This is a genomic window from Chachezhania antarctica (assembly GCF_003646465.1).
Classification (GTDB): Bacteria; Pseudomonadota; Alphaproteobacteria; order Rhodobacterales; family Rhodobacteraceae; genus Chachezhania; species Chachezhania antarctica.
Genome location: NZ_QZEX01000001.1, coordinates 715,688 through 740,605 on the forward strand (window position 1 = coordinate 715,688; position 24,918 = coordinate 740,605).

A 24,918-nucleotide genomic window follows, 5' to 3' on the forward strand; every position below is an offset into this window, starting at 1 on the left:
CCATCACATGCCTGAAAGGCGAAACAGATGATTGCGATGGGTCTTGTCCTGCTGGGGCTGGCCGGCCTCGTAGTGGGCGGAGAGATGCTTGTCCGGGGCTCGGTCTCGGTGGCGAAGGCTTTCGGCATCCCGCCCATGGTGATCGGCCTGACACTGGTGGGCTTCGGTACCTCGTCGCCCGAACTGGTGACAAGCCTGCAGGCCGCGCTCTCTGGCGCGCCGGATCTTGCCATCGGCAACGTCGTGGGCAGCAATATCGGCAACGTGCTCCTGATCCTGGGCCTGACCGCGCTGCTGGCGCCCATTGCGGTGCATCCGGCCGCCTTCCGCCGTGACGGTGGCGTCATGGTGCTGGCAACGGTGTTGTGCCTGGGCGCGGTGTTGATCGGAGAGATCGGCCGTGCCGTGGGCCTTGGCTTTCTTCTGGTGCTGGCGGCCTACCTCGCCTTCACGCTGATCACCGAACGCCGTGCCGCGCGCACGGCCGCCGCCGCCGTCTACGAGGCCGAGGCCGAAGCCGTCCCCGGCCCCGACCAAAGGATGGGCGTGGCCCTGCTGCTGACGGTCGCGGGGCTGGCCATCACGATCCTTGGCGCGCGGGGGCTCGTGTCGGGCGCGGTGTCGCTGGCGCAGGCGGTGGGGCTGTCCGAGACGGTGATCGGCCTGACCATCGTCGCCATCGGCACCTCGATGCCCGAACTCGTCACCTCGATCATCGCGATCCGGAAGAACCAGGCCGAGGTCGCCCTGGGCAACGTGCTGGGGAGCAACATCTTCAACGTGCTGTGCATCCTTGGCATCACGGCGCTGGTCCAGCCGATGGTCATCCCGGCAGAGATCGTGGCGCTCGACATCTGGGTGATGTGCGCCTCCGCCCTGATGCTGGTCGTGTTCGCGTGGACGGGCTGGCGCATCGGGCGCCGCGAGGGGGGCATCATGCTGGCCTGCTATGCCGCCTACCTTGCGTGGCTGCTGATCTGACGGCCAACCTTCTGAAAAGGCCGCAAAAAGGCAAAAGGCCCGCCGCTGGAAGCGACGGGCCTTTGAGCACTGTGGCTGGGGTGGTAGGATTCGAACCTACGGTACACGGTACCAAAAACCGCTGCCTTACCACTTGGCTACACCCCAACAGTGCGCGGCTAATTACGCCGCTTTGCTGGGTCTTTCAAGGGCGATATCCAAAAACTTTGGCCGGTTCCGGTACGGAACCCCACGGCCCTGATTCCGGACAGTTTTGCGCGGCTCAATCGCGGGTCTCGTCCGGCAGAACGCCCCACAGATCCTGTTTGGAGGCCCAGCCGCTGTAGCCTCCGGCCGAGACCTCGCACCAGTCGGTGGAACACGAGCCCAGCCGCGCGATCACGCCGCGTTCGAAGCGCGCGACCTGGCGGCTTTCAACGTCGGGGCGGGCATAGACGATCATCATGTCGTCGCTGGCCAGCACCGTGCGCACGCCCGAAAGCAGGGCATAGTGCATCCATCCGCCCGCGCCCTCTTGATCCTGCACGCGGCGCCAGTGGCCGTGTTCGGCGGTGATCTTCAGCGGCATGTCGCGGCGCTTGAAGATCCAGTCGATGCGGTGGGTCGTCGACGGGCCGCGGCGGACGTTGCCGGTGCTGGCCTTCATCGAAACGAAGCGCGGGATGGGCATGTTGGTCACGGGGCCGACCGTCTGTCCGGCCCGGGCGTTGGGGGCGTGCAGAATGCCGCCCGCCAGAACTGCAAACACTGCCGCGATGAAAGCGCGGCGCGAGGTCACACCAGATTTTCTCACAGTACGCCTGCCTGTCTTGTTACCTGTCTGCTCGCGGGCGGGGGGCTGCCGGTCTGTGTGGCCCGGATGTCCGGGCGGCCGGTTGTCTTCTTGTGTCCCGTCCCGTCCTGTACCACGATGCCACGGAACGGGTGGTCGAGAGAAGAGAGGGAGGTCTCGCGTGGCAAAGGAAAGACTGAGTGTTGTCGTGACGCGACGCTTGCCGGAACCGGTGCAGAAGCGCCTGGGCGAGCTGTTCGATGTGACCCTGCGCGAAGACGATACCCCGATGACGAAGACCGAACTGGCCGCGGCCATGCGTTCGGCCGACGTTCTTGTGCCGACGGTGACCGACACGATCGACGCGGGGCTTTTGGCGCAGGCAGGCGACCGGCTGCGGCTGATCGCGAATTATGGCGCCGGGGTGGATCATATCGACGTGTCCACAGCGCGGCAGCGGGGCATCCTCGTGTCGAACACGCCGGGCGTACTGACGGACGATACCGCCGACATGACGATGGCGCTGATCCTCGCCGTCACGCGCCGTATCCCGGAGGGCCTTGCCCTGATGCAGAAGGGCGACTGGGCAGGCTGGGCGCCCACGGCGCTTCTTGGTGGACGGATCGCCGGGCGGCGCCTTGGCATCCTTGGCATGGGCCGGATCGGCCAGGCGGTGGCGCGGCGGGCGCAGGCCTTCGGTATGCAGATCCACTATCACAATCGCCGCCGCCTTCACCCCGAGATCGAGGCCGAGTTCGGCGCCACCTACTGGGAAAGCCTTGACCAGATGGCCGCGCGGATGGACGTGATTTCCGTGAACTGCCCGTCGACGCCATCGACCTATCACCTGCTGAACGCGCGCCGACTGAAGCTGCTGAAGCCCGAGGCCGTGATCGTGAACACGTCGCGCGGGGAAGTGATCGACGAAAACGCGCTGGTGCGGATGCTACGGTCGGGCGATATCGCGGGGGCGGGGCTCGACGTCTATGAACACGGGATTGCCGCGAACCCGCGGATGCGCGATCTCGACAACGTGGTGCTGCTGCCGCACATGGGCTCGGCCACCATCGAAGGCCGGATCGAGATGGGCGAGAAGGTGATCATCAACATCAAGACCTACGAGGACGGCCACCGCCCGCCCGATCAGGTCGTCCCGTCGATGCTGTAGACCCATGCGCGCCTTCCTGGCGATCGAACCCGGCGAAGAGACGCTGGAGGCGCTGGAATTCCTGCAACAGGACATTCCGGTGGGCCGGCTGGTGGCGCCGGGGGCGATGCACCTGACGCTGGCCTTCCTTGACGACCAGCCCGAAGACCGGCTGGAGGACCTGCATTTCAAGCTGGAGACCCTGACGCCCCCGTCCTTCGACGTGATCTTCGACGGACTGGGCACCTTTGGCGGCGACCGGCCAAGGGTCGTCTTCGCAGTCGTCGAACAGGTGCCCGCGTTGATGCAACTGCGCAGAACGGTGGTACAGGCTGCGCGGCGGGTGGGCATGAATCTTCCCCGCGAAACCTACCGGCCGCATGTCACCCTGGCCCGCCTCCGCCACGACCTGTCGGACGAGGCGCATATGCGGCTGCAGGATTTCCTTGCCGCCGAGTTGCTGACCGCCATCCCGCCCTTCCGCGCGCATTCCATGACGCTGATGCAATCGCAACTGCATCCCGACGGCGCGCGCCATGAACCGCTGACGCAATACCCGCTGCGCTGAGCGTCCTTGCTCCGCCGTGGCACCGCGCTAGGGTTCAGGGCCACTGGACACCGAAAGGACTACGCAATGCAGATTCTGCACCTCTCCCGGATCGCGGCACTTGTCGGGTTCGGATTGGCCGCATCTGGAGCCTACGCCCAGCAAGCCGCCGACGCCGTTGCGCCGGAGGCGGCAACGGACCAAGACGTGCCGGCCTTCGAAGATCTGTCTGGTCCGATAACCGCCTCGCTTGCGGCCAAGGCGGCCGGGGAGCCTGTGCAGGGACAGGAATGGATGGTCTCTGCCGCCAATCCGCTGGCCGTCGAGGCCGGGGCCGGGATTCTGTCCCGTGGTGGCACGGCCGCGGATGCGCTGGTGGCCGTCCAGACGGTGCTGGGGCTGGTCGAACCGCAAAGCTCGGGCCTTGGCGGCGGCGCGTTCCTTCTCTGGTACGACGCCGAAACCGGCAAGCTGACAACGCTCGACGGTCGCGAAACCGCGCCATCGGCGGCAACACCCCTGCTGTTTCAGACCGAAGGCGAACCGATGGGCTTTTTCGAGGCCGTTGTCGGTGGCCGGTCGGTCGGTGTGCCCGGCACGCCCGCGCTGTTGCAGGACGTGCACGACCGGTGGGGCAAGCTCGACTGGGCGCCGCTCTTCGATCCGGCAATTACCCTGGCGCGCGACGGTTTCAAGGTTTCGCCGCGCTTGTCGGGCCTTGTCGTGGTTGGCAAGGCCCGGCTGCGAACGCATCCCGAGACGGCCGAATACTTCCTGCCGGGCGGCTTCCCGCTTCTCCCCGGTCGGCTGCTGCAGAACCCGGCCTATGCCGACGTGCTTGAAACCTTGGCCGCCGAGGGCGCCCAGGCTTTCTACAAAGGTCAGATCGCCCGCGACATCGTGGCGGCCGTACAATCCGTCGACAATCCGGGCCTCCTGACGGTCGAAGACATGGCCGTTTACCGCGTGAAGGAACGCGCGCCGGTCTGTGCCGCGTATCGCGTCTACGAGGTCTGCGGCATGGGCCCGCCGTCCTCTGGCGCGCTGACGGTGGGTCAGATCCTTGGCATGCTGTCGCATTTCGATCTGGCGGCGCTGGGGCCCGACAGCGCGGAGGCATGGCGTCTGATCGGCGATGCCTCGCGCCTCGCTTTCGCCGACCGGGGCCGCTACATCGCCGACAGCGATTTCGTTCCGGTCCCGTCGAAGGGCCTGCTGGACCCGGCCTACCTTGCCGAACGTGCGCGGCTTCTGGAAAGCGGCACGGCGCTGGACACGGTCGAGCCGGGCAAGCCTTCGTGGGATCACGCCGGGCTTTGGGGCGACGGGGCGTCTCCGGAGCAGCCCTCGACCAGCCATATCTCCATCGTCGACGCATACGGCAATGTCGCTTCGATGACGACGACCATCGAAAACGCCTTCGGCTCGCGCGTCATGGTCCGGGGGTTCCTGCTGAACAACGAACTCACCGATTTCTCGTTCAGCGCGGTGGATGATGGCCGGCCCGTGGCCAACCGGGTAGAGCCGGGCAAGCGGCCCCGGTCCTCCATGGCGCCGACCATCGTGATGCAGGACGGCGCCCCGGTGCTGGCCGTGGGATCGCCCGGGGGCAGCCGGATCATCGGCTATGTCGCGCAGGCCATCATCGCATGGGCCGACTGGGGCATGAACGTGCAAAAGGCCGTGTCGATGCCCCACGGCGTGAACCGCTTCGGGACGTTCGACCTTGAAGGCGGCACGCCGGTGGCCGACCTCGCCGGGCCTCTGGGCGAGATGGGGTTCGAGGTTGAAACCAGGCTCCTGAACTCGGGCCTCCACGCGATCCAGGTCGGCGACGGGCTGGAAGGCGGGGCCGATCCCCGGCGCGAGGGGATTGCGCTCGGCCGCTAGGTCCGGTTCTGTGCGCGAAACGCAAACCGGGAGAGTCGGAGATGGTCCAGGCGCACGCATTGCCACGCAATGAAGAGGGGATCGCCGCAGCGACGGGCATCCTGAAGCAGCGTTTCGGCGACCGCTTCCAGACCGGCGCCTCGATCCGCGAGCAGCATGCCCACACCACGACCTACATCGCCAACCAGGCGCCGGACGGTGTGGCCTACCCGGAAACGACCGAAGAAGTATCGGAAATCGTCAAGATCTGCGCCGCTCACAAGGTGCCGGTCATTGGCTTCGGCACCGGGTCGTCGCTGGAAGGGCACGTGAACGCGCCGGCGGGCGGGATCTCGGTGGATTTCCTGAAGATGGACAAGGTGCTGGCGGTCCATGACGCCGATCTCGACGTCGTCGTCCAGCCCGGCATCACGCGCGAGGGGCTCAACACGCATCTGCGCGACAAGGGCCTGTTCTTCCCCATCGACCCGGGCGCCAATGCCTCGATCGGGGGCATGGCCTCGACCCGGGCTTCGGGCACCAACGCGGTGCGCTACGGGACGATGAAGGACAACATCCTTGCGCTGGAAGCGGTGATGCCGTCGGGCGAGATCATCCGCACGGCCACGCGCGCGCGCAAGTCCTCGGCCGGCTACGACCTGACGCGCCTGCTGATCGGCGCCGAAGGCACGCTGGGCCTGATCACGGAAATCACGCTGAAACTGCACGGCATACCGGAGGCGATCTCCTCGGCACGCTGTTCGTTCCCCACCGTCGATGCCGCCTGCGAAGCGGTGATCGCGACGATCCAGTACGGCATCCCGGTGGCCCGGATCGAACTGCTGGACGCGCTGAGCGTCAAGGCGGCCAACGCCTATTCCGGCCTGGGGCTGCCCGAAGCGCCGCTGCTGCTGCTGGAATTCCACGGCTCCGAGGCTGGGGTGGCCGAACAGACGGACGCCTTCCGCGACATCGCCGAGGAATTCGGCGGCAGCGATTATGCCGCCACCGCCTCGCCCGAGGAACGGACCAAGGTCTGGAAGGCGCGGCACGACATGTACTATGCCTCGCTGCAACTCAGGCCCGGCTGCAAGGGCCTGTCGACGGATGTCTGCGTGCCGATATCGAACCTTGCCGACTGCGTGAACCAGACGGCGGCGAAGGCGGCCGAGATGGGGCTGATGGCGCCCATCGTGGGGCATGTGGGCGACGGCAATTTTCACACTCTGGTCCTGATGGACATGGAGAATCCGGAGGAAATCGCCAAGGCCGATACATTCGTCGGCTGGCTGAACGATCTTGCGCTCTCGATGGACGGCACCTGCACGGGCGAGCACGGGATCGGGCAGGGCAAACGGCCGTTCCTCGTCAAGGAACTGGGCGGTGCCGTGGGCGTGATGGGCGCGATCAAGCGCGCGCTCGACCCGGACGGAATCATGAACCCGGGCAAGATCGTTCCGGACTGAGCCATGTCGCGGCCGGAGCCGGGGGCTCTGCCCCCGCCGGTCCTTTCAGGCCCGTCTCTTCCGAGGTATTTCAAGACCAAAGAAGACGCGGCGCCTGCCTTATTCACTTTCAAAATACTCCCGCCGGAGGCACCCCGCCGTTAACCGCGCCAGACCGGCCCGGACGTCATGTTACTGGGGCGAAAGCGCGTTCTGGACGGGCGCGGACAGGGGCCGAGGTCGGTTTTGATCCGCGTTGCGTCGGCGCGATCCTGTGCAGGAATGCGGCGCGCATTTAAGAAGGTTCAGGCTCGGCAGTTGTGAAGGTGCGGTCATGAAAACCCAAGTGAAAGCTCTGGTCGTCGGCGGCGGTGCCGTGGGCACGTCCGTCGCCTATCATCTCGCCCGGGCGGGCTGGGACGATGTGATGCTGCTGGAGCGTGACGAGCTGACCTCCGGCTCTACCTGGCATGCCGCGGGGCTGCTGCCGCTCTTCAACATGTCTTTCGCCACGACCCATATCCACAAGTACTCGGTCGATTTCTACAAGGCGCTGGAGGCCGAGACGGGGTTGAACGCGGGCTTCTCGGTCGTGGGGAACCTGCGGATGGCGCAGACCAAGGCGCGCATGGACGAATACATGCTCTATGCCTCGACCGCCGAGACCTGTGATGTTCCCTACGAATGGATGACGCCGGCGCAGATCAAGGACCGCTGGCCGCTGGTGCGGACCGAAGATCTGGAAGGCGCGATCTTTCATCCGACCGACGGCTACATCAACCCGGCCGATGTCACGATGGCCATGGCCAAGGGCGCGCGGCAGCGGGGCGTCACGATCGAGCGGAAATGGCAGGTCGATGGCTATGAATGGACCGGCCAGAGCTGGAAAGTGACTGTCACCAAGATGGTCGAACGCGGCGGGAACCTTGTGCCCTCGGACGAGCAGAGGGTGATCGAGGCCGAACATGTCGTCACCGCCACCGGCAACCACGCGCAGCGGACGGCGAAGCTTCTGGGCATCAAGATCCCCGCGATCCCGGTTGAGCACCAGTATATTGTGACCGAACCCGACCCGGCGCTGGTCGAATACCGCAAGACCCATGGTGAACATCCCGTCCTGCGCGATGCCGACGCCAAATGGTACGTGCGCGAGGAACGCGGCGGCTGGATCCTTGGCCCTTACGAGGAAAACGCCCCGGCGCGGTTCCTCTACGATGTGCCGGAGAGCTTCCGCGCCGATCTCTTCCCGCTGGATCTTGAGCGGATCGAGGAAGAGTACATGTCGATGATCCACCGGATCCCGTCGTCGGAGAACGCCGGGCTGAAGGACGACTACAACGGCCCGATCTGCTACACGCCCGACGGCAATCCGCTGGTCGGCCCCGCGCCGGGCCTGCGCAACATGTGGCTGGCCGAGGGCTTCTCCTTCGGGATCACGGCGGCGGGCGGCACCGGCTATTACCTCGCGCAGATGATGGTGGAGGGGGAGGCCGAGATCGACATGGCCTCGCTCGACCCCAAGCGCTACGGGCCGTGGATGACGACGGAATTCGCCGCGCGGAAGAACGAGGAGAGCTATTCCCACGTCTTCATTCTGCACCACCCGGACGAGGAGCGGGAGGCCGCCCGGCCGCTGCGCACCTCGCCCGCCTATGATCGCCAGAATGCGCTTGGGGCGCAGTTCGGTTTCGTGAACGGGTGGGAGCGGCCCAACTACTATGGCCCCGTCGATGCGCCCGAAGGTTTCGACCACGACGCCCGCAGTTTCCGCCGTGGCGGCTGGTGGCAATATGCGATGGAGGAGGCGAAGGCGGTCCGCGAGGGCGTCGGCCTGATCGACGCGACGGCCTTCACCAAGCACGCCGTGTCGGGTAACGGGGCGACGGAATTCCTCGACTGGTTCACCTGCAACAAGCTGCCCAAAGTCGGCCGGATCAACCTGACCTATGCGCTGACCGATGCCGGCACGACGCGGACGGAATACACGATCGTGCGCAAATCCGAGAACGGGTACTACCTTGTTTCGGCCGGGGCGTGGACGTCCTATGACGCGGATTACCTGCGGAAATCGGCGGAAGATTTCATGGAGCGGACGGGTAAGCTGGTGATCATCCAGGATGTCACGACGCAATGGGGCGTCTTCGCGATTGCCGGTCCGAAATCGCGCGATGTGCTGAAAAAGCTGGTGCGCGATGCCGACCCGGAGACGGTCCTGTCGAACAAGCGGTTCCCGTGGCTGTCGGCGCGCGAGATCGAGCTGGGCATGGTGCCTACCACCGCGATCCGGGTGGCCTATACGGGCGAGCTGGGCTGGGAGCTGCATCATCCGATGGAGATGCAGAACCACCTGTGGGACCGGCTGATGGAAGCGGGCGCCGAATTCGGGCTGAAGCCGGTCGGTGCACGGGCGCAGAACTGGCTGCGGCAGGAAAAGAGCTACCGTGCCTTCGGGAACGAACTGGGCCGCGACGCGACTCCGCTGGAGGCCGACCTCCCGCGGTTCGTGGACCTGACGAAGGACTTCCGTGGCAAGGCGGCGATGGAGGCCAAGGGCATTCGGTCGAAATGCGTGACGCTGCTGATCGACGGGCCGGAGGATGCCGATCCGTGGGGGCGCGAGGCGCTGTATCATGGCGAAACGCGGGTCGGGCGGCTGACCTCGGGCGGGTATTCGGTGCATTTCGGCAAGTCCATCGGGATGGGCTATGTCTCGCCCGAGCTGGCGGTGCCGGGCACGAAGCTGGACGTGAAGATGTTCGATCAGCGGTGGCCGGCGGAGATCGTGGAAGATAGCCCCTATGATCCGTCGAATGCCGTGATCCGTGTAGACGGCTAGGATCGAAACGTGACGACTGTCGGAAGGCCCCTGTGCAGGGACCTTCACGTGCATCGGCCCGTCTACGAGGTTCCTTCGCTCTCTCTTCCCGGCTAGGCTGCGGGTACGAGTTCCAACTTTTGCGAGTACCCCATGAGCGAGCCCCGCCGACCCGGCATCCTGATCATCCTTGCTTTCGCGGCGGTGGCGTTTCTCGCCATGGTCTCGTACCGCGCCAATCCGCTGAACGAGGGCGCGAAGAGCTACGCCACCGCTGTCGCGGCGACAAGCGCCGGGGTCTATGTCACCCTTCGCTCGATCAACGCCTTCCTGTCGACGGCGCAGGAAATCGAGGTTTCGGGCGGGGCGGTCTTCGTGTCCGGCTCGGCCCAGCCTTTGAAGGTGCTGGAGCCCATCGACGACACGATCGAGCGGATCTCGGCCATGGTGTTCGGACTGATGGTGGCGACCGGGGTCGTGGCGGTGGGCATCGGTCCGATTTCCGCGGTGGGCTTTGGCATGATCGTGCTGTCGCTCGGGATAGACCTGATCCGGCGCGTCATCGGCAAGGTGTCGGACGTGACCGCGCTGGAACGCCAACTACTGCGCTATGGCCTGCTTTTCGGGCTGGGCGTGCCGCTGGCCTTCGTATTGACGTCGCAGATGGCGGACTGGATGACGGCGGATGTCTGGGCGGAATATGACGCCGTCGTGCAGGACATCACGGCCGAGGTGGATCTGGCCGAGGCAGGCGAGAGCGCCAGCGTTGTGTCGAACCTGCGGTCCGCCATTAACGGGGTCGAGCGCTACCAGACGCTGGCGGCCAATCTCCTGGATCGGGCGGATGATCTTCTGAACGCCTACGTGATGATCCTGTCGGTTTTCATCTTCAAGCTTCTGCTGCTGCCGGCCCTGATCCTGGGCGGGCTGATCGCCTTTTCGCGGCGGTTCTGACGCGGCTCAGCCTGCCGGGCGTTCGAAGACGAAGGCGAGGTTGTTGGCCGGCATCTCGGCCGTTTCGACAAGGATCAGGCCGTCTTTGGTGGCCCAGTCGATGATCCGTTTGTCGTCCTTGTAGCCGACCTCCGGGTCATGTTCGCGCAGGCGGGTGTCGAAGCTGACATCGCCCTCGCTGATCAATACTCCGCCGCGTTTGAACGGGCCGTAGGCGATGAAGCAGCCTGCGGGGGCAAGGCAGGCAGCGGCTTCTGCGATGAGGGTGCGGGCCTCGGTCTCGCTGATCAGGTGGAGGAGGTTGCAGACGAGGATCAGGTCGCGCGGACCGTGGGTTGCGGCCCAGCCGTGGGAGGTTGCGTCGAGCTGTAGCGCGGGCGCGATGGTGTTCGTGCCCGACTGCGCGGCGTAGGCGTCGATGCTGGCAAGGCGGGTCGGGTCGACATCGGTAGGCTGCCAGTGAAGGCCGGGCAGGCGGGCTGCGAAGGTCGCGGCGTGCTGGCCAGTGCCTGCGGCGATTTCAAGCGCGCGACCCGTTTCAGGGGCGACGCGGGCGAGAAGGTCGGCTATCGGGCCCGCGTTGCGTTCGGCCGAGGGCGCGAAGAGACGGCCATCGTCGGTGGTTTCAGCGGTGCTGGCCAGGAAATTCGGGAAGTCGCGTTTGTGCATGGGCTCACCGGGGGTTTGATCGCGCGCAGTGTGCCATGGGCGGGCGGCAGTTCCCAGCATGTTGCGGCGGTTACCGGGCGGAGCGGCCGGGCTGCGCCCGTCCGCACGACAGGCTCCGCGCCGGCCCTTCCGGCCGTCACGGGATCAGGGGGGCGTGGCCCCCCGTCGCCCGTTCCGGGCATCTCCCCCCTTGAACGCAGAAGGCCCCGCCGGGGCGGGGCCTTCGCTTAGCGTTTCAATCCGATCAGTTGGGGATCGAGCCTTCGATGCCTTCGACATAGAAGTTCATGCCCAGCAGCGTGCCGTCGTCTGCGGTTTCGCCATCTTCCAGCCAGACCGAGCCGTCCTGCTTGTTGATCGGGCCGGTGAAGGGGTGCGTCTCACCCGCGGCGATGGAATCCTTGAGGGCCAGCGCCTTTTCCTTCACCTCGGCCGGAACGGCGTCGGAAATCTCGCCGATGCCGACCATGCCTTCGTTGATCCCGTGCCAGACATCGCTGGATTCCCAGGTACCGTCCATCACGGCCTTGGTGCGTTCAATGTAGTAGGGCGCCCAGTTGTCGATGATCGAGGAGACCCGCGGGCGCGGGGCATATTCGCTCATGTCCGAGGCCTGGCCGAAGGTGATGACGTTGCCAGCGGCTTGTGCCGCGGCTTGCGGAGCGGTCGAATCGGTGTGCTGCAGGATCACGTCGGCGCCCTGTTCGATCAGGACCTTGGCGGCGTCGGCTTCCTTCGCCGGATCGAACCACGTGTAGGCCCAGACGATCTTGAATTCGACATCCGGGTTCACGGCCCGTGCCGCCAGGAAGGCCGCGTTGATGCCGCGGATCACTTCGGGGATCGGGTAGGAGCCGATGTAGCCCACGATGTTCGATTCCGTCATCTCGCCCGCGATGGTGCCCTGCACCGCGCGGCCTTCGTAAAAGCGGGCCGAATAGGTCGAGACGTTGTCCGCGCGCTTGTAGCCGGTGGCGTGTTCGAACTTCACGTCCGGGAACTTCTTGGCCACGTTGATGGTGGGATCCATGAAGCCGAAGGAGGTGGTGAAGATAAGGTCGGCACCGCCAAGGGCCATCTGGGTCAGCACGCGTTCGGCATCCGGGCCTTCGGCCACGCTTTCGACATAGGTGGTTTCGACCGCATCGCCGAATTCCTCCTCGATGGCCAGGCGGCCGACGTTATGTTCGTAGGTCCAGCCGCCGTCGCCGACCGGGCCGACATAGATGAAGCCGACCTTGGTCTTGTCCTGGGCCGCGGCCCCGCCTGCGGCAAGGCCGAAGGCCACGATGGCGGATGTGAGAAGCGATCGTCTGTTCATGGTGGGATCCCCGTTTTATTGTGGTTTGATGATGTCAGGTTACGATGGGCGCCTCAACTCGAGGCATGGAAAATGCGGCCAAGGGCGGCAGGGGCGCGGGCCTTGTCGCGGGACAGAAGCACCAGCACGACGATGGTGATGATGTAGGGCGACATGGCAAGGTATTCGACGGGAATGGCCACGCCCGCGGCCTGCAGGTTCAACTGCAGCACCGTGATCCCGCCGAAAAGATAGGCACCGATCAGCACGCGCCACGGTCTCCACGAGGCGAAGACGACCAGCGCCAGTGCGATCCAGCCCACACCGGCGGTCATGCCTTCCGTCCATTGCGGGACGCGGACAAGGCTGATGTAGGCCCCGCCCAGGCCTGCGCAGGCGCCGCCGAAGACGATTGCCAGCGAGCGGATCAGGACGACCTTGTAGCCAAGCGCATGGGCTGCATCATGGTTTTCGCCCACGGCCCGCAGGATCAGACCCGCGCGGGTGGACCGCAGGAACAGCCAGACCAGCGCCACCAGAACGATGCTGAAATAGAGTACCACGTCATGGGTAAACAGGATCTCTCCCACGAACGGGATCTGCGACAGGCCGGGGATGTGCAGATCCGGCGTGGGGGGTGGTTTCACGCCGACATAACCCTGCCCCAGCAGGGCCGAAAGCCCGAGGCCGAAGAGCGTCAGCGCAAGGCCCGAAGCGACCTGGTTGGCCAACGCCAGCTGCGTGAGGATCACGAAGAGGAGCGACAGGACCGCCCCGCCCACGCTTGCGGCCAGAAACCCCAGCCAGGGGGAGCCGGTTTCGACGGCCGTGGCAAAGCCGCAAATGGCACCGAAGATCATCATGCCTTCGACGCCAAGGTTCAGGACCCCGGCCTTTTCGGCGATGAGTTCCCCCGTGGCGGCCAAAAGGATCGGCGTCGCCGCGACCATGAGAGAGGCCAGCAGCAGGATCGGATTGATGGCGGATAGATCCATGTCAGGCGGTCCCCCGGACGGCGAAGCGGATGCGGAAGTTGGTCAGAAGATCCAGCGCCAGCAGGAAGAACAGCAGCATTCCCTGGAAGACCTGGATCGCCGCCGATGGCAGGCCGAGGTTCCCCTGGGCGATCTCTCCGCCGATGTAGGTCAGCGCCATCAGCGCGCCGGCCAGCAGGATGCCCACCGGGTGCAGCCGGCCCAGGAACGCCACGATGATCGCCGTGAAGCCGTAGCCCGCGTTGAAGTCGATGGATACCTGTCCCGACGGTCCCGAAACCTCGAACATGCCCGCAAGCCCCGCCAGCGCGCCCGAGACGCCAAGGCAGAACAGGATCAGCCGCGCGGGTTCGACGCCCGCAAAGCGTGCGGCGCGGGGGGCCTCGCCCGTCAGGCGGATCTGGAAGCCCAGCATGTGACGGCTGAGCAGGACATAGGCGAAGATCACCGCGATCAGGGCCGCGACGACGCCGTAATGGATGCCGGAATTGGTGATAACTTCGGAATTGAAGGCGCTAGGGTATTGTTGAAGGTTGCGGCTGCCGGGAAAGCCCATGCCTTCGGGGTTCTTCATCAGGCCCAGCGACATCGAGGCAAGGAACTGTTCGGCCACGTAGACCAGCATGAGGGAGACGAGGATCTCGTTCGTGCCGAAGCGCGCCTTCAGGATCGCGGGGATCATGCCCCATATGAACCCGCCCAGTGCGCCGGCGATGATCATGGCCGGGAAGATCCACCATGCCTCCAGCGGATAAAGCGCCAGCGCCACGCCCGCGCTGGCCAGCGCGCCCATGATGTACTGCCCTTCCGCGCCGATGTTCCAGATACCGGCGCGAAAGCCCAGTGACAGGCCGATGGCGATCAGCACCAGCGGCGCGCCTTTCACCAGAAGCTGCGGGCGGTAGTAGAAGGCGAACTCGCCGAACAGCGGTTCCCAGAAGATGGTGCGGATCGCCTCGACCGGGTTCTTGCCAAGGGCGGCGAACAGGAGGCCGCCGAAGAACATGGTGGCCACAACGGCAAGAGCCGGCGTGGCATAGGACCAGGCCTGCGAAGGCTGGCGGCGTCGTTCAAGCTTGATCACGTGCGCGCCTCCGCCGTGTCGATATGGGCCACTTCCATCCCGTGCGCGCCGCCCAGCATCAGGCCGATCTGTTCCACCGTCAGCCCGGCCGCCGCCCGTGGCGGGGACAGCCGGCCTTCGGTCAGCGCCGCGAAATTGTCCGAGATTTCCATGAGCTCATCCAGATCCTGACTGATGCAGATCACCGCCGTGCCCTTCTGGGCCAGATCCAGAAGCGCCTGCCGGATAGCGGCGGCGGCCGAGGCATCCACGCCCCATGTCGGCTGGTTCACGACCAGCACTTCGGGCCGTTGCAGCACCTCGCGTCCGATGACGAACTTCTGCAGGTTGCCGCCCGAAAGCGAACGGGCCGCGTTTTCCGGCCCCGGTGTGCGGACGTCGAAGGTTTCGATGATGCGTTCGGCGAAGGTCTTCGCCTTGGGCCAGCTCAGAAAACCGTTCCGTTCCAGCCCTTCGCGCACCGCGCCGGTCAGAAGCGCGTTTTCGGTCAGGCTCATGTTGGGCGCGGCTGCATGGCCCAGCCGTTCTTCGGGCGCCGCCAGCAGGCCCAGCCTGCGCCGCGCGACCGGGCCCAGCCTGCCCACCGGTTGCCCGTGAAGCTGAACCGCGTCGGGCGCCGACAGGATCTCCCCCGACAGCACGCCCAGCAATTCGTCCTGCCCGTTACCGGCCACGCCGCCGACGCCAAGGATTTCGCCCGCGCGCACCTGGATCGAGACGTCCTTCAGCGACGTGCCGAATTCCGAAGGCGAAGGCACGGACAGGCCCGAGATTTCCATCGCGATCTCGCCCACCTCTCCGGGTTTCCGAGTCGGGATCTGAAGCGTGCCGCCGACCATCAGTTCGGCCATCTCCTTCGCCGTGGTGTCGCGCGGAACGCACGTGCCGACATTCTTGCCCAGCCGCAGGATCGTGGCGTTGTCGCAAAGCGCGCGGATCTCTTCCAGCTTGTGAGAAATGTAGAGGATCGCCGTGCCTTCCGACGACAGCTTGCGCAGGGTCTGGAACAGGATTTCGACCTCCTGCGGGGTCAGGACGGATGTCGGTTCGTCCATTATCAGCAGTTTCGGGTCCTGCAGCAGGCAGCGGATGATCTCGACCCGCTGCCGTTCGCCGGCGGACAGATCGCCAACGATCCGCGAAGGATCGAGCGGCAGGCCATAGGCCTCGGAGACTTCCGTGATCCGGCGGGCAAGGTCGCGCATCTGGGGCGGGTCTTCCATCCCAAGCGCCACGTTTTCGGCCACTGTCAGCGCCTCGAACAGCGAGAAGTGCTGGAACACCATCGCGATCCCGTCGGCTCGCGCCGCGCGGGGCTCGGCCGGGGCGAAGGGTGTGCCACGCAGGGTCATGGTGCCGCTGTCGGGCTTGACCAGCCCGTAGATCATCTTGACCAGCGTCGACTTGCCCGCGCCGTTTTCGCCAAGCAGGGCATGCACCTCGCCTACGCCGATATCGAAGGAGACATTGTCGTTGGCGACAACCCCGGGATAGGCCTTGGTCAGCCTCTCGATCTTCAGAAGCGTCTCGGTCATGCCGGGCGGGCCTTTCGGTTGGGGTCGGTTTCGGTTCGGCCCAGCTGGCCTGCAAGGATCTGGGCGGCGACGCCAACGGCAATGGCCTGCGGGTGCTTGCCAAGCGCGGGGTCGCCGATGGGGCAGGTGATGCGGTCGATGGCATGGGGCGAATGCCCCATTGCGGTGAGCCTCGAACGGAACCGCGCCCGTTTGGTGGCCGATCCGATCAGACCCAGCCCGGCAAAGCCGCGCCTGAGCAGTGCATCGCACAGGTCGAGGTCGATGGCATGGGAAAAGGTCAGCACAAGGTGCATCGCGTCGGTCGGGGCATGGCCCGCCAGTACCGCGGGATCGGCGGCAGGCACGGTGGTCACGTCCTCGGGAATGTCTGCCGGGAAGCGTTCGGCCCCGGTATCGATCCACGTGATCGCCAGATCCGGCAGAGGCGCCAGCACATCGACCAACGCCCGCCCGACATGACCAGCGCCCCAGATCCACAGAGGCGTTTGCGCGGGCGTCACCGGTTCCACCATCCAGCCGTCGATCAACTGAGCTTGCGGCGCCGCCCCTTGCCCACGTGCATCGGCCAGCAGGCGGTGGACGGAAAGCGGCATGACGTCATTGCCCGTGGCCCGCGCGATCACGTCATCCTGCGGTTCGGGCAGACAGCCTGCATTGAAAACCTCGGTCAGCAACGTCACGGCCCCGCCGCAGCACTGCCCCAGATCTGGGCCAAGCGCTTGCCGCCTGATCGTGGTCGCGCCGGGTTCCATCTCGCGCCCGGCCTCTGCCGCATCGAATTCCAGCGCGCCGCCGCCTATCGTGCCGGACTGACCGCCCTCCCAGACCAGCATCGCCGCGCCAACCTCGCGCGGGGTGGAGCCGCGCGTTTCCGCGACCACCACACGGGCGACGGTGCCATGCGCCTCGACAGCGCGGGTCAGGGCGGTCAGGTCAAACGCCATTCGACACCCTTTGTACCGCGTGCCAGATCCGTTCGGGCGTGGCAGGCGCATCCAGCGCCGGGTAGTCCGTGCCGCAGGCCGCGACCGCGTGGCTCAACGCCAGAAACGCCGAGATGCCCAGCATGAAGGGCGGTTCGCCGACCGCCTTGGATTTATAGATCGTGTCTTCGCGGTTCTCTCCGTCCCAGAGCGCGACGTTGAAAACCCGCGGACGGTCCGAACACGCGGGGATCTTGTAGGTCGACGGCGCGTGCGTCCGAAGCATGCCTTCCTGATCCCAGACCAGTTCTTCCGTCGTCAGCCAGCCTGCGCCCTGCACGTAGCCGCCTTCGACTTGACCGATATCCAGCGCGGGGTTCAGGGACGTGCCCGCATCATGCAGGATATCCGTCCGCAGGATCCGGTTTTCGCCGGTCAGCACATCCACCGCGACCTCGGTCACCGCGGCGCCGTAGGCGAAGTAGTAGAACGGCCGGCCGTGGCCCGTGGCGCGGTCCCATTCGATCTTGGGTGTCTTGTAGAACCCTGTGGCGGAAAGCTGGACCCGCCCGTGATAGCAAAGCTGCGCGGCTTGCGTGAACGTATAGCTGGCGCCGGCGACCTCGACATTGCCGTCCGCGAAGGTGACCGCCGCGGGCTCCGACTGGTGCAGTTCGGCCAGATGTTCCGCCATCCGCGCGCGGATCGTATCGCAGGCGGCCTTCACTGCCATGCCGTTCAGGTCGCTGCCTGACGATGCCGCCGTGGCCGAAGTATTCGGCACCTTGCCCGTATCGGTCGCGGTGATGCGCACATGATCCATCGCGATGCCGAACCGGCTGGCCGCCACCTGCGCGACCTTCTGGTACAGGCCCTGGCCCATCTCCGTTCCGCCGTGGTTCAGCTGGACCGAGCCGTCCTGGTAGACGTGCACCAGCGCGCCCGCCTGGTTCAGGTGCGTCAGCGTGAAGGAAATCCCGAACTTCACTGGCGTAAAGGCGATACCCTTCTTCACGAACCGATTGGCCGCGTTCCATTCCGCCACCGCCGCCTTCCGTGCCGCGTAGTCCGCGCTGTCCAGTAGTGCGTCCGTCATCTCGTGCAGGATGAAATCCTCGACCTCCTGCCCGTAGGGCGTGGAGCGGTCTGGCGCGGGCGTGTCGGCCTTCGGGTAATAGTTGCGACGGCGGACCTCGACCGGATCGAGGCCAAGCTCATGGGCGATGTGGTCCATCACCCGCTCCATGCCGATCATGCCCTGCGGGCCGCCGAAGCCGCGATAGGCGGTGGCGCTTTGGGTGTTGGTCTTCAGCCGGTGGCTTTCGATCCGGCAGGCGGGGAGAAGGTAAGCGTTGTCGGCATGCAGCATCGCCCGGTCGGCCACGGGCAGCGACAGGTCCATCGCCCAGCCGCAGCGGATCAGGTGGCGGTAGCTCAGCCCCATGATCCGGCCGTGGTCGTCGAAGCCGACCTCGTAATCGACCCGCGCATCGTGGCGTTTGCCGGTGATGATCATGTCATCGTCGCGGTCGTACCGCATCTTGCAGGGCTTGCCGGTCTTCATCGCGGCCACCGCGCAGGCCACCGCCAGAGCATTGCCCTGGCTTTCCTTGCCACCGAAGCCGCCGCCCATGCGCCGGGTCTCGACGCGCACGGCATGCATCGGGCGGCCTATCGCGTCGGCCACCTTGTGCTGGATCTCGGTCGGGTGCTGGGTCGAGGACATGACCACCATATCCCCATCTTCCGACGGCAGGACCAGCGCGGCCTGACCTTCCAGGTAGAAATGCTCTTGCCCGCCCATGTCGAGACTGCCTTGCAGCACGTGCGGCGCGCGCGCGATGGCGGCTTTCGCGTCGCCTTTCTCCCAGACCACCGGGCCGCCTTCGAAGCGGCTGCCGGCCTCCATCGCCTCGTCGACCGTCAGGATCGGGGTCTCTTCGGTGTAGGCGATATCGCCCAGACGCGCGGCCTTGCGGGCGGCAAGGTGGCTGGTGGCGATGACGATGAACAGGGGCTGGCCGATGTAATGCACCGTGCCGTCGGACAGGAGCGGTTCGTCATGGATCGAGGGCGAGACGTCGTTCTCGAACGGCAGATCGTCGGCCACCATCACGGCGACAACGCCCGGGGCCGCGCGGACCGCGTCCAGATCCATCTTCGTGATCGTCCCGCGCGCGATCTTCGACAGCCCGAACGCAAGGTGCAGCGTGCCCGCCGGCACCGGCAGATCGTCGATGTAGCGCGCCTGTCCGGTGACATGGAGCGGCGCCGCATCGTGGGGCAGGGGCTTCGCGACACTCATGACGCCATCCCCAGAACGGACGTAGCGGCGCCGGTGTCTTCGGCCCAGGCGCGGACAAGCATGCTCTGCGCCGTGCCCAGCCGGTAGGCGGACGAGGCACGCATGTCGGAAAGGGGGGAGAAGTCTTCGGCCAAGGCGGCGATGGCGGGGGCGATCCCGTCCTCTGTCCAGTCGGCGCCGGTCAGCGTAGTTTCGCAGGCAGTGGCGCGCTTCGGAGTTCCGGCCATGCCACCGAAGGCGATGCGGGCCTGTGCGACCTTGCCGTCCTCGACCGTGATGAAGAACGCGCCGCACACGGCCGAGATATCCTGATCGAACCGTTTCGACAGCTTGTAGACCTTCAGCAGGTCGGGCTTCAGGGGCACGGTTATCGCCTCGAGGAATTCGCCCGGCTGAAGGTCCTGCTTGCCGTAGTCGATGAAGAACTCTTCCACCGGCATCGTCCGCCGTGCGTCGCCCTTCCGCAGATGCAGTGTCGCGCCAAGGGCGATCAACGGCGGCGGGTTGTCCCCGATGGGCGATCCATTGGCGATGTTCCCGCCGATCGTCGCAGCACCGCGCACCTGGTAGGAGCCATAGCGCCGGATCATCTCGGCATAGGACGGGTAATGGGGGGCAAGCGCCTCTCGCACCCGGTTCATGTCGACCATCGCGCCAAAGCGGATCTCTGTGTCGGAGACGTCGATCCCCTTCAGATCGGCGCAGCCGTCCAGGAAGATGACCTTGTCCAGTTCGCGCAACTGCTTGGTGACCCAAAGCCCGACATCTGTCGCGCCGGCAACCAGCACCGCATCGGGTTCGGCGGCATAGGCCGCCGCCAGAGCATCGGAAGATTCGGGGCGGTAGGGTGCGTGGTCCCCACGCACCTTCGCCAGGGCCGCACTGTCGTCTATCCAGTCCGGTACCGGCACACCCGCCGCCGCGTCCGCCGCGCGGACGATGGGCGCATACCCGGTGCACCGACACAGGTTCCCGGCCACCCGGTCATCCGTCGCCCGGTCACCCTGTGCATGGGCCACGGCCATCGACACGGCAAAGCCCGGCGTGCAGAAGCCGCACTGGCTGCCGTGATGGCGGACCAGCGCGTCCTGCACCGGGTGCATCTCGCCCGCGGGGCCGGAGAGCCCTTCGACGGTGCGCACGGCCTTGCCCTCAAGCTGCGGCAGGAACAGGATGCAGGCGTTCAGCGCCTTTGCGCCCGCGTCATCGGTCACCATCACCGTGCAGGCGCCGCAATCGCCTTCGTTGCAGCCTTCCTTGGTGCCCTTCAGCCCGCGCCGTTCGCGCAGCCAGTCGAGCAAGGTTTCGGTGGGGGCGGCATCGGTGACGGTCACGGGCTCTCCGTTCAGAAGAAACGCGATCTCCATGGCCAAATTGTGTCCCAGACCCGCCGCCATACCGTGTTGAGCCAGTTGGATCCCCCGATGCAGCGTAGAAGGGGCCGGCCATTTGTTGCCAAAAGCCTAAAGAGAGGGCAGCCCGGCTGACAAGCCTGTGCCGCGCACCCAATATTGCACTTCCGCCACGGCAAGACGAGAGGGATGTCGAGGGAGAAGGGGATCTGTTTTGGAATCATGCGCTTGCGAGGGGAATGCCCGCTGTGCGCGGAAGCTCTTTCAAGTCGGGGCGAAGAATAATCTGCTGTAGAATTCGGCAGATGCCTGCAAACCGGGCATCCCGACAGGTCTGCGCCGCGCGACAGGATCATCCATTTGCCATGCGCCGGGTCCTTCTGCGCGGAAGCCGGGCGTCGTCGCCGGACCGTGCCCGCGGCGGGCCCGACCACCCACCCCCGTCGGATCGCATGCCGCGATCCTCCTTGCCCGCCACGGGCACGGTTCGTCCCGGGCGATGACTGGCGGGTGGGTCCCGTCCAAGCGCATCGCCTTCGATCCGCGAGGGCGAAAGCGGAACGCTTTCGCCCGTTGGGGCGGGTGGGCGGGCGGATCGAAGGCGATGCGCGACGTAGGCTCTTCCGGGGACCGTCCACGCAACATATGGTGGTCCCATGACCGACACCCCCCGATTCATCCACCTTCGCCTCCATTCCGAATATTCCCTGCTGGAAGGGGCCGTGCGGCTGAAGAAGCTGCCCGATCTCTGCAAGGCGGCCGGGATGCCGGCCGTGGCGCTGACCGACACGAACAACCTGTTCGCCGCGCTGGAGTTCTCGGTGTCGCTGTCGGGTGCGGGCATCCAGCCGATCATGGGGCTGCAGGTCGATCTTGCCTACATGCCCGCCCAGCCCGGGGAGAAACCCCGACCGCCGGCGCCCATCGTGCTGCTGGCCCAGTCGGAGGCGGGCTACGGCAATCTCATGAAGCTCAACACCTGCCTCTATGTCGGCAAGCCGGATCAGCTGCCGCAGATCACGCTGGAGGAGCTGGAAACCCACAGCGACGGGCTCATCTGCCTGACGGGCGGGCCGGGCGGCCCTGTTGGCCAGCTTCTGCTGGGCGGCCAGCGCCCCGCGGCCGAAGCCCTGATGTCCCGGCTGAAAACCACGTTCGGGGACCGGCTGTACGTGGAACTGCAGCGCCATCCGGGCGCCAACGGGCCGACCGACGCAGAGAAGCGCACCGAGCGTGGCCATGTCGAGATGGCCTATGCGATGGATCTGCCACTGGTCGCCACCAATGACGTCTACTTCCCGACGCCCGAGATGTACGAGGCGCATGACGCCCTGATTTGCATCGCCGACGGCGCCTATGTGGACCAGCAGCAGCCGCGGCGGACGCTGACACCAAAGCATCATTTCGCTAGCCAGGCCGACATGGCAGCCCTCTTCGCCGACCTGCCCGAGGCGATCGACAATACCGTCGAGATCGCAAGGCGCTGCGCCTTCATGGCCTACCGACGTGACCCGATCCTGCCGCGCTTTGCCGATGACGAGGTCGACGAATTGCGACGTCAGGCCAAGGCGGGCCTGAAGGACCGGCTGGCCGTGATCCCCCATGCCGCCCCGGTCGAGGACTACGAGAAGCGGCTGGAATTCGAACTTGGCATCATCGAGGGCATGGGCTTTCCCGGCTACTTCCTGATCGTTGCGGACTTCATCAAGTGGGCCAAGGAACACGACATTCCCGTCGGCCCCGGCCGGGGCTCGGGTGCTGGCAGCCTCGTGGCCTACGCGCTGACGATCACCGACCTCGATCCGCTCCGCTATTCGCTTCTGTTCGAACGGTTCCTGAACCCGGAACGTGTGTCGATGCCCGACTTCGACATCGACTTCTGCATGGACCGCCGCGAAGCCGTCATCGAATACGTCCAAGGCAAGTACGGACGCGAGAAGGTGGCGCAAATCATCACCTTCGGTGCGCTTTTGTCCAAGGCCGCGATCCGCGATATCGGCCGCGTGCTGCAGATGCCTTATGGCCAGGTCGATCGCCTGTCGAAGATGATCCCGGTCGAAGGCGTTAAGCCGGTCTCCATCGAGAAGGCGCTGGCGGACGAGCCGCGCCTGCGCGAGGAAGCCCGCTCCGAGGAAGTCGTCGACCGCCTGCTGACCTATGGCCAGCAGGTCGAAGGCTTGCTGCGGAACGCCTCGACCCACGCCGCCGGCGTCGTGATCGGCGACCGGCCACTGGACGAGCTGGTGCCGCTCTACCAGGATCCGCGGTCCGACATGCCGGCCACGCAGTTCAACATGAAATGGGTCGAACAGGCCGGGCTGGTGAAGTTCGACTTCCTGGGCCTGAAGACGCTGACCGTCATCCAGAACGCCATCGACCTGATCCATGCCTCGGGCCGCGATCTGCACACGGCGCCCGACGGCACGCAGATCTACACGCCCACGGAAGGGGCCGAGAACCAGATCAACGCGATCCCGCTGGACGATGAAGAAACCTACAAGCTCTACGCCGCGGCGAAGACGGTCGCGGTGTTCCAGGTGGAAAGCTCGGGCATGATGGATGCGCTGAAGCGCATGAAGCCCACGACGATCGAGGACATCGTGGCGCTCGTGGCCCTCTATCGTCCGGGCCCGATGGAGAACATCCCCAAATATTGCGAGGTCAAGAACGGCCTGTCGGAACGCGACCGGCTGCATCCGACCATCGACCATATCCTCGACGAAACCCAGGGCATCATCGTCTACCAGGAACAGGTGATGCAGATCGCGCAGGAAATGGCGGGCTACAGCCTTGGCGGCGCCGACCTGCTGCGCCGCGCCATGGGCAAAAAGATCCAGGAGGCGATGGACGCCGAACGGCCCAAGTTCATCAAGGGGGCCAAGGAAAACGGTGTCGACGACAAGAAGGCGCTGGAGGTCTGGAACCTTCTCGACAAGTTCGCGAACTACGGTTTCAACAAGTCCCACGCGGCGGCCTACGCCGTGGTCAGCTACCAGACCGCCTGGCTGAAGACGAACCACCCGGTCGAGTTCATGGCCGGCGTGATGAACTGCGACATCCACCTGACCGACAAGCTGGCAGTCTATTTCGAAGAAGCGCGGAAGGGGTTGGAGCTGCCGTGGATCCCGCCCTGCGTGAACCGGTCGGAGCCCGCCTTCACCGTGAAGGACGGCGCACTGATCTACGGGCTTGGCGCGTTGAAGAATGTCGGGCTGGACGCGATGCGGCTGATCACCGACGGCCGCCGTGCGGATGGCACCGACAAGCCCTTCGTAAACCTTTTCGACCTCGCCCGGCGGGTCGACCTGAAACGGATCGGCAAGCGGCCGCTGGAAATGCTCGCCCGGTCCGGTGCCTTCGACCAGCTCGATCCGAACCGGCGGAGGGTGCTGGAAAACCTCGACGCGCTGGTCAGCTATTCGGCAGCGATCCAGGAACAGAAGGATTCGGCGCAGGTCTCGCTCTTCGGCGAAGCGGGGGAGGATCTGCCCGAACCGCGCCTGTCGGGCGTGCCCGACTGGCTGCCCGCCGAACGGCTGGGCGAGGAATTCAAGGCGGTCGGCTTCTACCTGTCCGGCCACCCGCTGGACGACGACATGAACGGCCTGAAACGGCGCGGGATCGTGACACTGGACGACGTCACTGAACGCGCGGCCCGCGGCCCGCTGGTGGCGAAACTGGCGGGCATCGTCGCCGGGCGGCAGGAGCGCAAGTCCGCCCGCGGGAACCGCTTCGCCTTCTGCCAGCTGTCCGATCCGACGGGCGCCTACGAGGTCACGCTGTTCTCCGAAGCGCTGGAGGCCAATCGCGAGCACCTCGAAACCGGCTCCCGTGTGGTGGTGCAGGTCGAGGCGACGATGGAATCGGACCAGTTGAAGCTTCTGGGCCGCACGGTGACCCCCATCGACGCGCTGGTCGCGTCGGGTGGCGCCAGCGGCCTCAAGGTCTGGATCGATGACGCGTCCGCAGTGACGACAGTCGCCACGGTGCTGGAAGAAGCCAAAGCCGCCGCCAAGGCCGCGGCCCGCGCGCCGGTGCAGCTGTGCCTGTCGGGCCCTGATCTTCCGGGCGAGGTGGAGATGGAACTGGGTTCCGACTTTGTAGTATCGACCCAGATCCGGCAGGCCCTGAAGAGCCTGGAAGGCGTGACGATGGTCGACGAACTCTGAACCGCGCTGCGCGCGCCCCCGTTGCAGATTGGCCGTTCCCTGCGGAAACGACC

The 24,918-nt window shown here is 65.8% G+C and carries 17 protein-coding genes and 1 tRNA gene; 8 read left to right on the plus strand and 10 right to left on the minus strand.

Going from position 1 to position 24,918, the window contains the following annotated elements:
• Positions 1 to 27 precede the first annotated feature (27 nt).
• Positions 28 to 981, plus strand: coding sequence for a calcium/sodium antiporter (locus tag D4754_RS03480; RefSeq protein WP_121061484.1), 954 nt, complete (start codon positions 28 to 30; stop codon positions 979 to 981).
• A gap of 72 nt (positions 982 to 1,053) precedes the next feature.
• Here D4754_RS03480 and D4754_RS03485 read toward each other — a convergent pair.
• Positions 1,054 to 1,128, minus strand: a tRNA-Gln gene (locus D4754_RS03485).
• Between the two features lie 115 nt (positions 1,129 to 1,243).
• Complete coding sequence (locus D4754_RS03490) at positions 1,244 to 1,759, minus strand: SH3 domain-containing protein (protein WP_420837186.1); 516 nt, start codon at positions 1,757 to 1,759, stop codon at positions 1,244 to 1,246.
• A 175-nt stretch (positions 1,760 to 1,934) separates the two neighbouring features.
• On the opposite strand from D4754_RS03490, the gene D4754_RS03495 reads away from it, so the two are divergent.
• The 6 genes from D4754_RS03495 (at position 1,935) to D4754_RS03520 (ending at position 10,530) form a co-directional block, all read left to right on the plus strand.
• Positions 1,935 to 2,921, plus strand: a complete 987-nt coding sequence (locus tag D4754_RS03495) for a 2-hydroxyacid dehydrogenase (RefSeq protein WP_121061485.1) — start codon at positions 1,935 to 1,937, stop codon at positions 2,919 to 2,921.
• A gap of 4 nt (positions 2,922 to 2,925) precedes the next feature.
• Positions 2,926 to 3,468: an RNA 2',3'-cyclic phosphodiesterase gene (thpR, locus tag D4754_RS03500; RefSeq protein WP_121061486.1), complete on the plus strand. Its 543-nt coding sequence runs from the start codon at positions 2,926 to 2,928 to the stop codon at positions 3,466 to 3,468.
• 66 nt (positions 3,469 to 3,534) lie between these two features.
• Complete coding sequence (ggt, locus tag D4754_RS03505) at positions 3,535 to 5,337, plus strand: gamma-glutamyltransferase (RefSeq protein WP_121061487.1); 1,803 nt, start codon at positions 3,535 to 3,537, stop codon at positions 5,335 to 5,337.
• 41 nt (positions 5,338 to 5,378) lie between these two features.
• A complete protein-coding gene (locus tag D4754_RS03510) occupies positions 5,379 to 6,782 on the plus strand; it encodes an FAD-binding oxidoreductase (protein WP_121061488.1) in 1,404 nt (467 codons plus the stop codon).
• Positions 6,783 to 7,095: 313 nt separating this feature from the next.
• The gene (locus tag D4754_RS03515) at positions 7,096 to 9,597 is read left to right on the plus strand and encodes a GcvT family protein (RefSeq protein ID WP_121061489.1); all 2,502 of its coding nucleotides are present in this window, start codon (positions 7,096 to 7,098) and stop codon (positions 9,595 to 9,597) included.
• Positions 9,598 to 9,729: 132 nt separating this feature from the next.
• Positions 9,730 to 10,530, plus strand: coding sequence for a hypothetical protein (locus D4754_RS03520; RefSeq protein WP_121061490.1), 801 nt, complete (start codon positions 9,730 to 9,732; stop codon positions 10,528 to 10,530).
• Positions 10,531 to 10,536: 6 nt separating this feature from the next.
• On the opposite strand, the gene D4754_RS03525 is transcribed toward D4754_RS03520, so the two are convergent.
• The 8 genes from D4754_RS03525 to xdhA form a co-directional block, all read right to left on the minus strand.
• Positions 10,537 to 11,199: a DUF938 domain-containing protein gene (locus D4754_RS03525; protein ID WP_121061491.1), complete on the minus strand. Its 663-nt coding sequence runs from the start codon at positions 11,197 to 11,199 to the stop codon at positions 10,537 to 10,539.
• A 244-nt stretch (positions 11,200 to 11,443) separates the two neighbouring features.
• A complete protein-coding gene (locus D4754_RS03530) occupies positions 11,444 to 12,520 on the minus strand; it encodes a BMP family ABC transporter substrate-binding protein (protein ID WP_121061492.1) in 1,077 nt (358 codons plus the stop codon).
• Positions 12,521 to 12,573: 53 nt separating this feature from the next.
• Positions 12,574 to 13,494, minus strand: a complete 921-nt coding sequence (locus D4754_RS03535; RefSeq protein ID WP_121061493.1) for an ABC transporter permease — start codon at positions 13,492 to 13,494, stop codon at positions 12,574 to 12,576.
• A 1-nt stretch (position 13,495) separates the two neighbouring features.
• On the minus strand, positions 13,496 to 14,578 hold the full coding sequence (locus D4754_RS03540) for an ABC transporter permease (RefSeq protein WP_121061494.1): 1,083 nt from the start codon (positions 14,576 to 14,578) through the stop codon (positions 13,496 to 13,498).
• On the minus strand, positions 14,575 to 16,113 hold the full coding sequence (locus tag D4754_RS03545; protein WP_121061495.1) for an ABC transporter ATP-binding protein: 1,539 nt from the start codon (positions 16,111 to 16,113) through the stop codon (positions 14,575 to 14,577). Before D4754_RS03545 ends, D4754_RS03540 begins: the two co-directional genes overlap by 4 nt.
• A complete protein-coding gene (xdhC, locus tag D4754_RS03550; protein ID WP_121061496.1) occupies positions 16,110 to 17,060 on the minus strand; it encodes a xanthine dehydrogenase accessory protein XdhC in 951 nt (316 codons plus the stop codon). Before xdhC ends, D4754_RS03545 begins: the two co-directional genes overlap by 4 nt.
• Positions 17,050 to 19,344: a xanthine dehydrogenase molybdopterin binding subunit gene (gene xdhB / locus D4754_RS03555; RefSeq protein WP_121061497.1), complete on the minus strand. Its 2,295-nt coding sequence runs from the start codon at positions 19,342 to 19,344 to the stop codon at positions 17,050 to 17,052. The genes xdhC and xdhB overlap by 11 nt, the downstream gene beginning before the upstream one ends.
• Entirely contained in the window at positions 19,341 to 20,711 is a 1,371-nt protein-coding gene (gene xdhA, locus D4754_RS03560; protein ID WP_121061605.1) for a xanthine dehydrogenase small subunit, read from the minus strand. Before xdhA ends, xdhB begins: the two co-directional genes overlap by 4 nt.
• A 641-nt stretch (positions 20,712 to 21,352) precedes the next feature.
• On the opposite strand from xdhA, the gene dnaE reads away from it, so the two are divergent.
• Positions 21,353 to 24,865 carry a DNA polymerase III subunit alpha gene (gene dnaE / locus D4754_RS03565; protein WP_121061498.1) on the plus strand — a complete coding sequence of 1,171 codons (3,513 nt, stop codon included), beginning with the start codon at positions 21,353 to 21,355 and terminating at the stop codon, positions 24,863 to 24,865.
• The last annotated feature ends 53 nt before the right edge of the window (positions 24,866 to 24,918 follow it).

What these genes read in the sequence shown, in the direction of transcription:
- D4754_RS03480 (WP_121061484.1), top strand. Translation starts at nt 28, where the DNA reads ATGATTGCGATGGGTCTTGTCCTGCTGGGGCTGGCCGGCCTCGTAGTG.
- thpR (WP_121061486.1), top strand. Translation starts at nt 2,926, where the DNA reads ATGCGCGCCTTCCTGGCGATCGAACCCGGCGAAGAGACGCTGGAGGCG.
- ggt (WP_121061487.1), top strand. Translation starts at nt 3,535, where the DNA reads ATGCAGATTCTGCACCTCTCCCGGATCGCGGCACTTGTCGGGTTCGGA.
- D4754_RS03510 (WP_121061488.1), top strand. Translation starts at nt 5,379, where the DNA reads ATGGTCCAGGCGCACGCATTGCCACGCAATGAAGAGGGGATCGCCGCA.
- D4754_RS03515 (WP_121061489.1), top strand. Translation starts at nt 7,096, where the DNA reads ATGAAAACCCAAGTGAAAGCTCTGGTCGTCGGCGGCGGTGCCGTGGGC.
- D4754_RS03520 (WP_121061490.1), top strand. Translation starts at nt 9,730, where the DNA reads ATGAGCGAGCCCCGCCGACCCGGCATCCTGATCATCCTTGCTTTCGCG.
- D4754_RS03525 (WP_121061491.1), bottom strand. Translation starts at nt 11,199, where the DNA reads ATGCACAAACGCGACTTCCCGAATTTCCTGGCCAGCACCGCTGAAACC.
- D4754_RS03530 (WP_121061492.1), bottom strand. Translation starts at nt 12,520, where the DNA reads ATGAACAGACGATCGCTTCTCACATCCGCCATCGTGGCCTTCGGCCTT.
- D4754_RS03535 (WP_121061493.1), bottom strand. Translation starts at nt 13,494, where the DNA reads ATGGATCTATCCGCCATCAATCCGATCCTGCTGCTGGCCTCTCTCATG.
- D4754_RS03545 (WP_121061495.1), bottom strand. Translation starts at nt 16,113, where the DNA reads ATGACCGAGACGCTTCTGAAGATCGAGAGGCTGACCAAGGCCTATCCC.
- xdhC (WP_121061496.1), bottom strand. Translation starts at nt 17,060, where the DNA reads ATGGCGTTTGACCTGACCGCCCTGACCCGCGCTGTCGAGGCGCATGGC.
- xdhB (WP_121061497.1), bottom strand. Translation starts at nt 19,344, where the DNA reads ATGAGTGTCGCGAAGCCCCTGCCCCACGATGCGGCGCCGCTCCATGTC.
- xdhA (WP_121061605.1), bottom strand. Translation starts at nt 20,711, where the DNA reads ATGGAGATCGCGTTTCTTCTGAACGGAGAGCCCGTGACCGTCACCGAT.
- dnaE (WP_121061498.1), top strand. Translation starts at nt 21,353, where the DNA reads ATGACCGACACCCCCCGATTCATCCACCTTCGCCTCCATTCCGAATAT.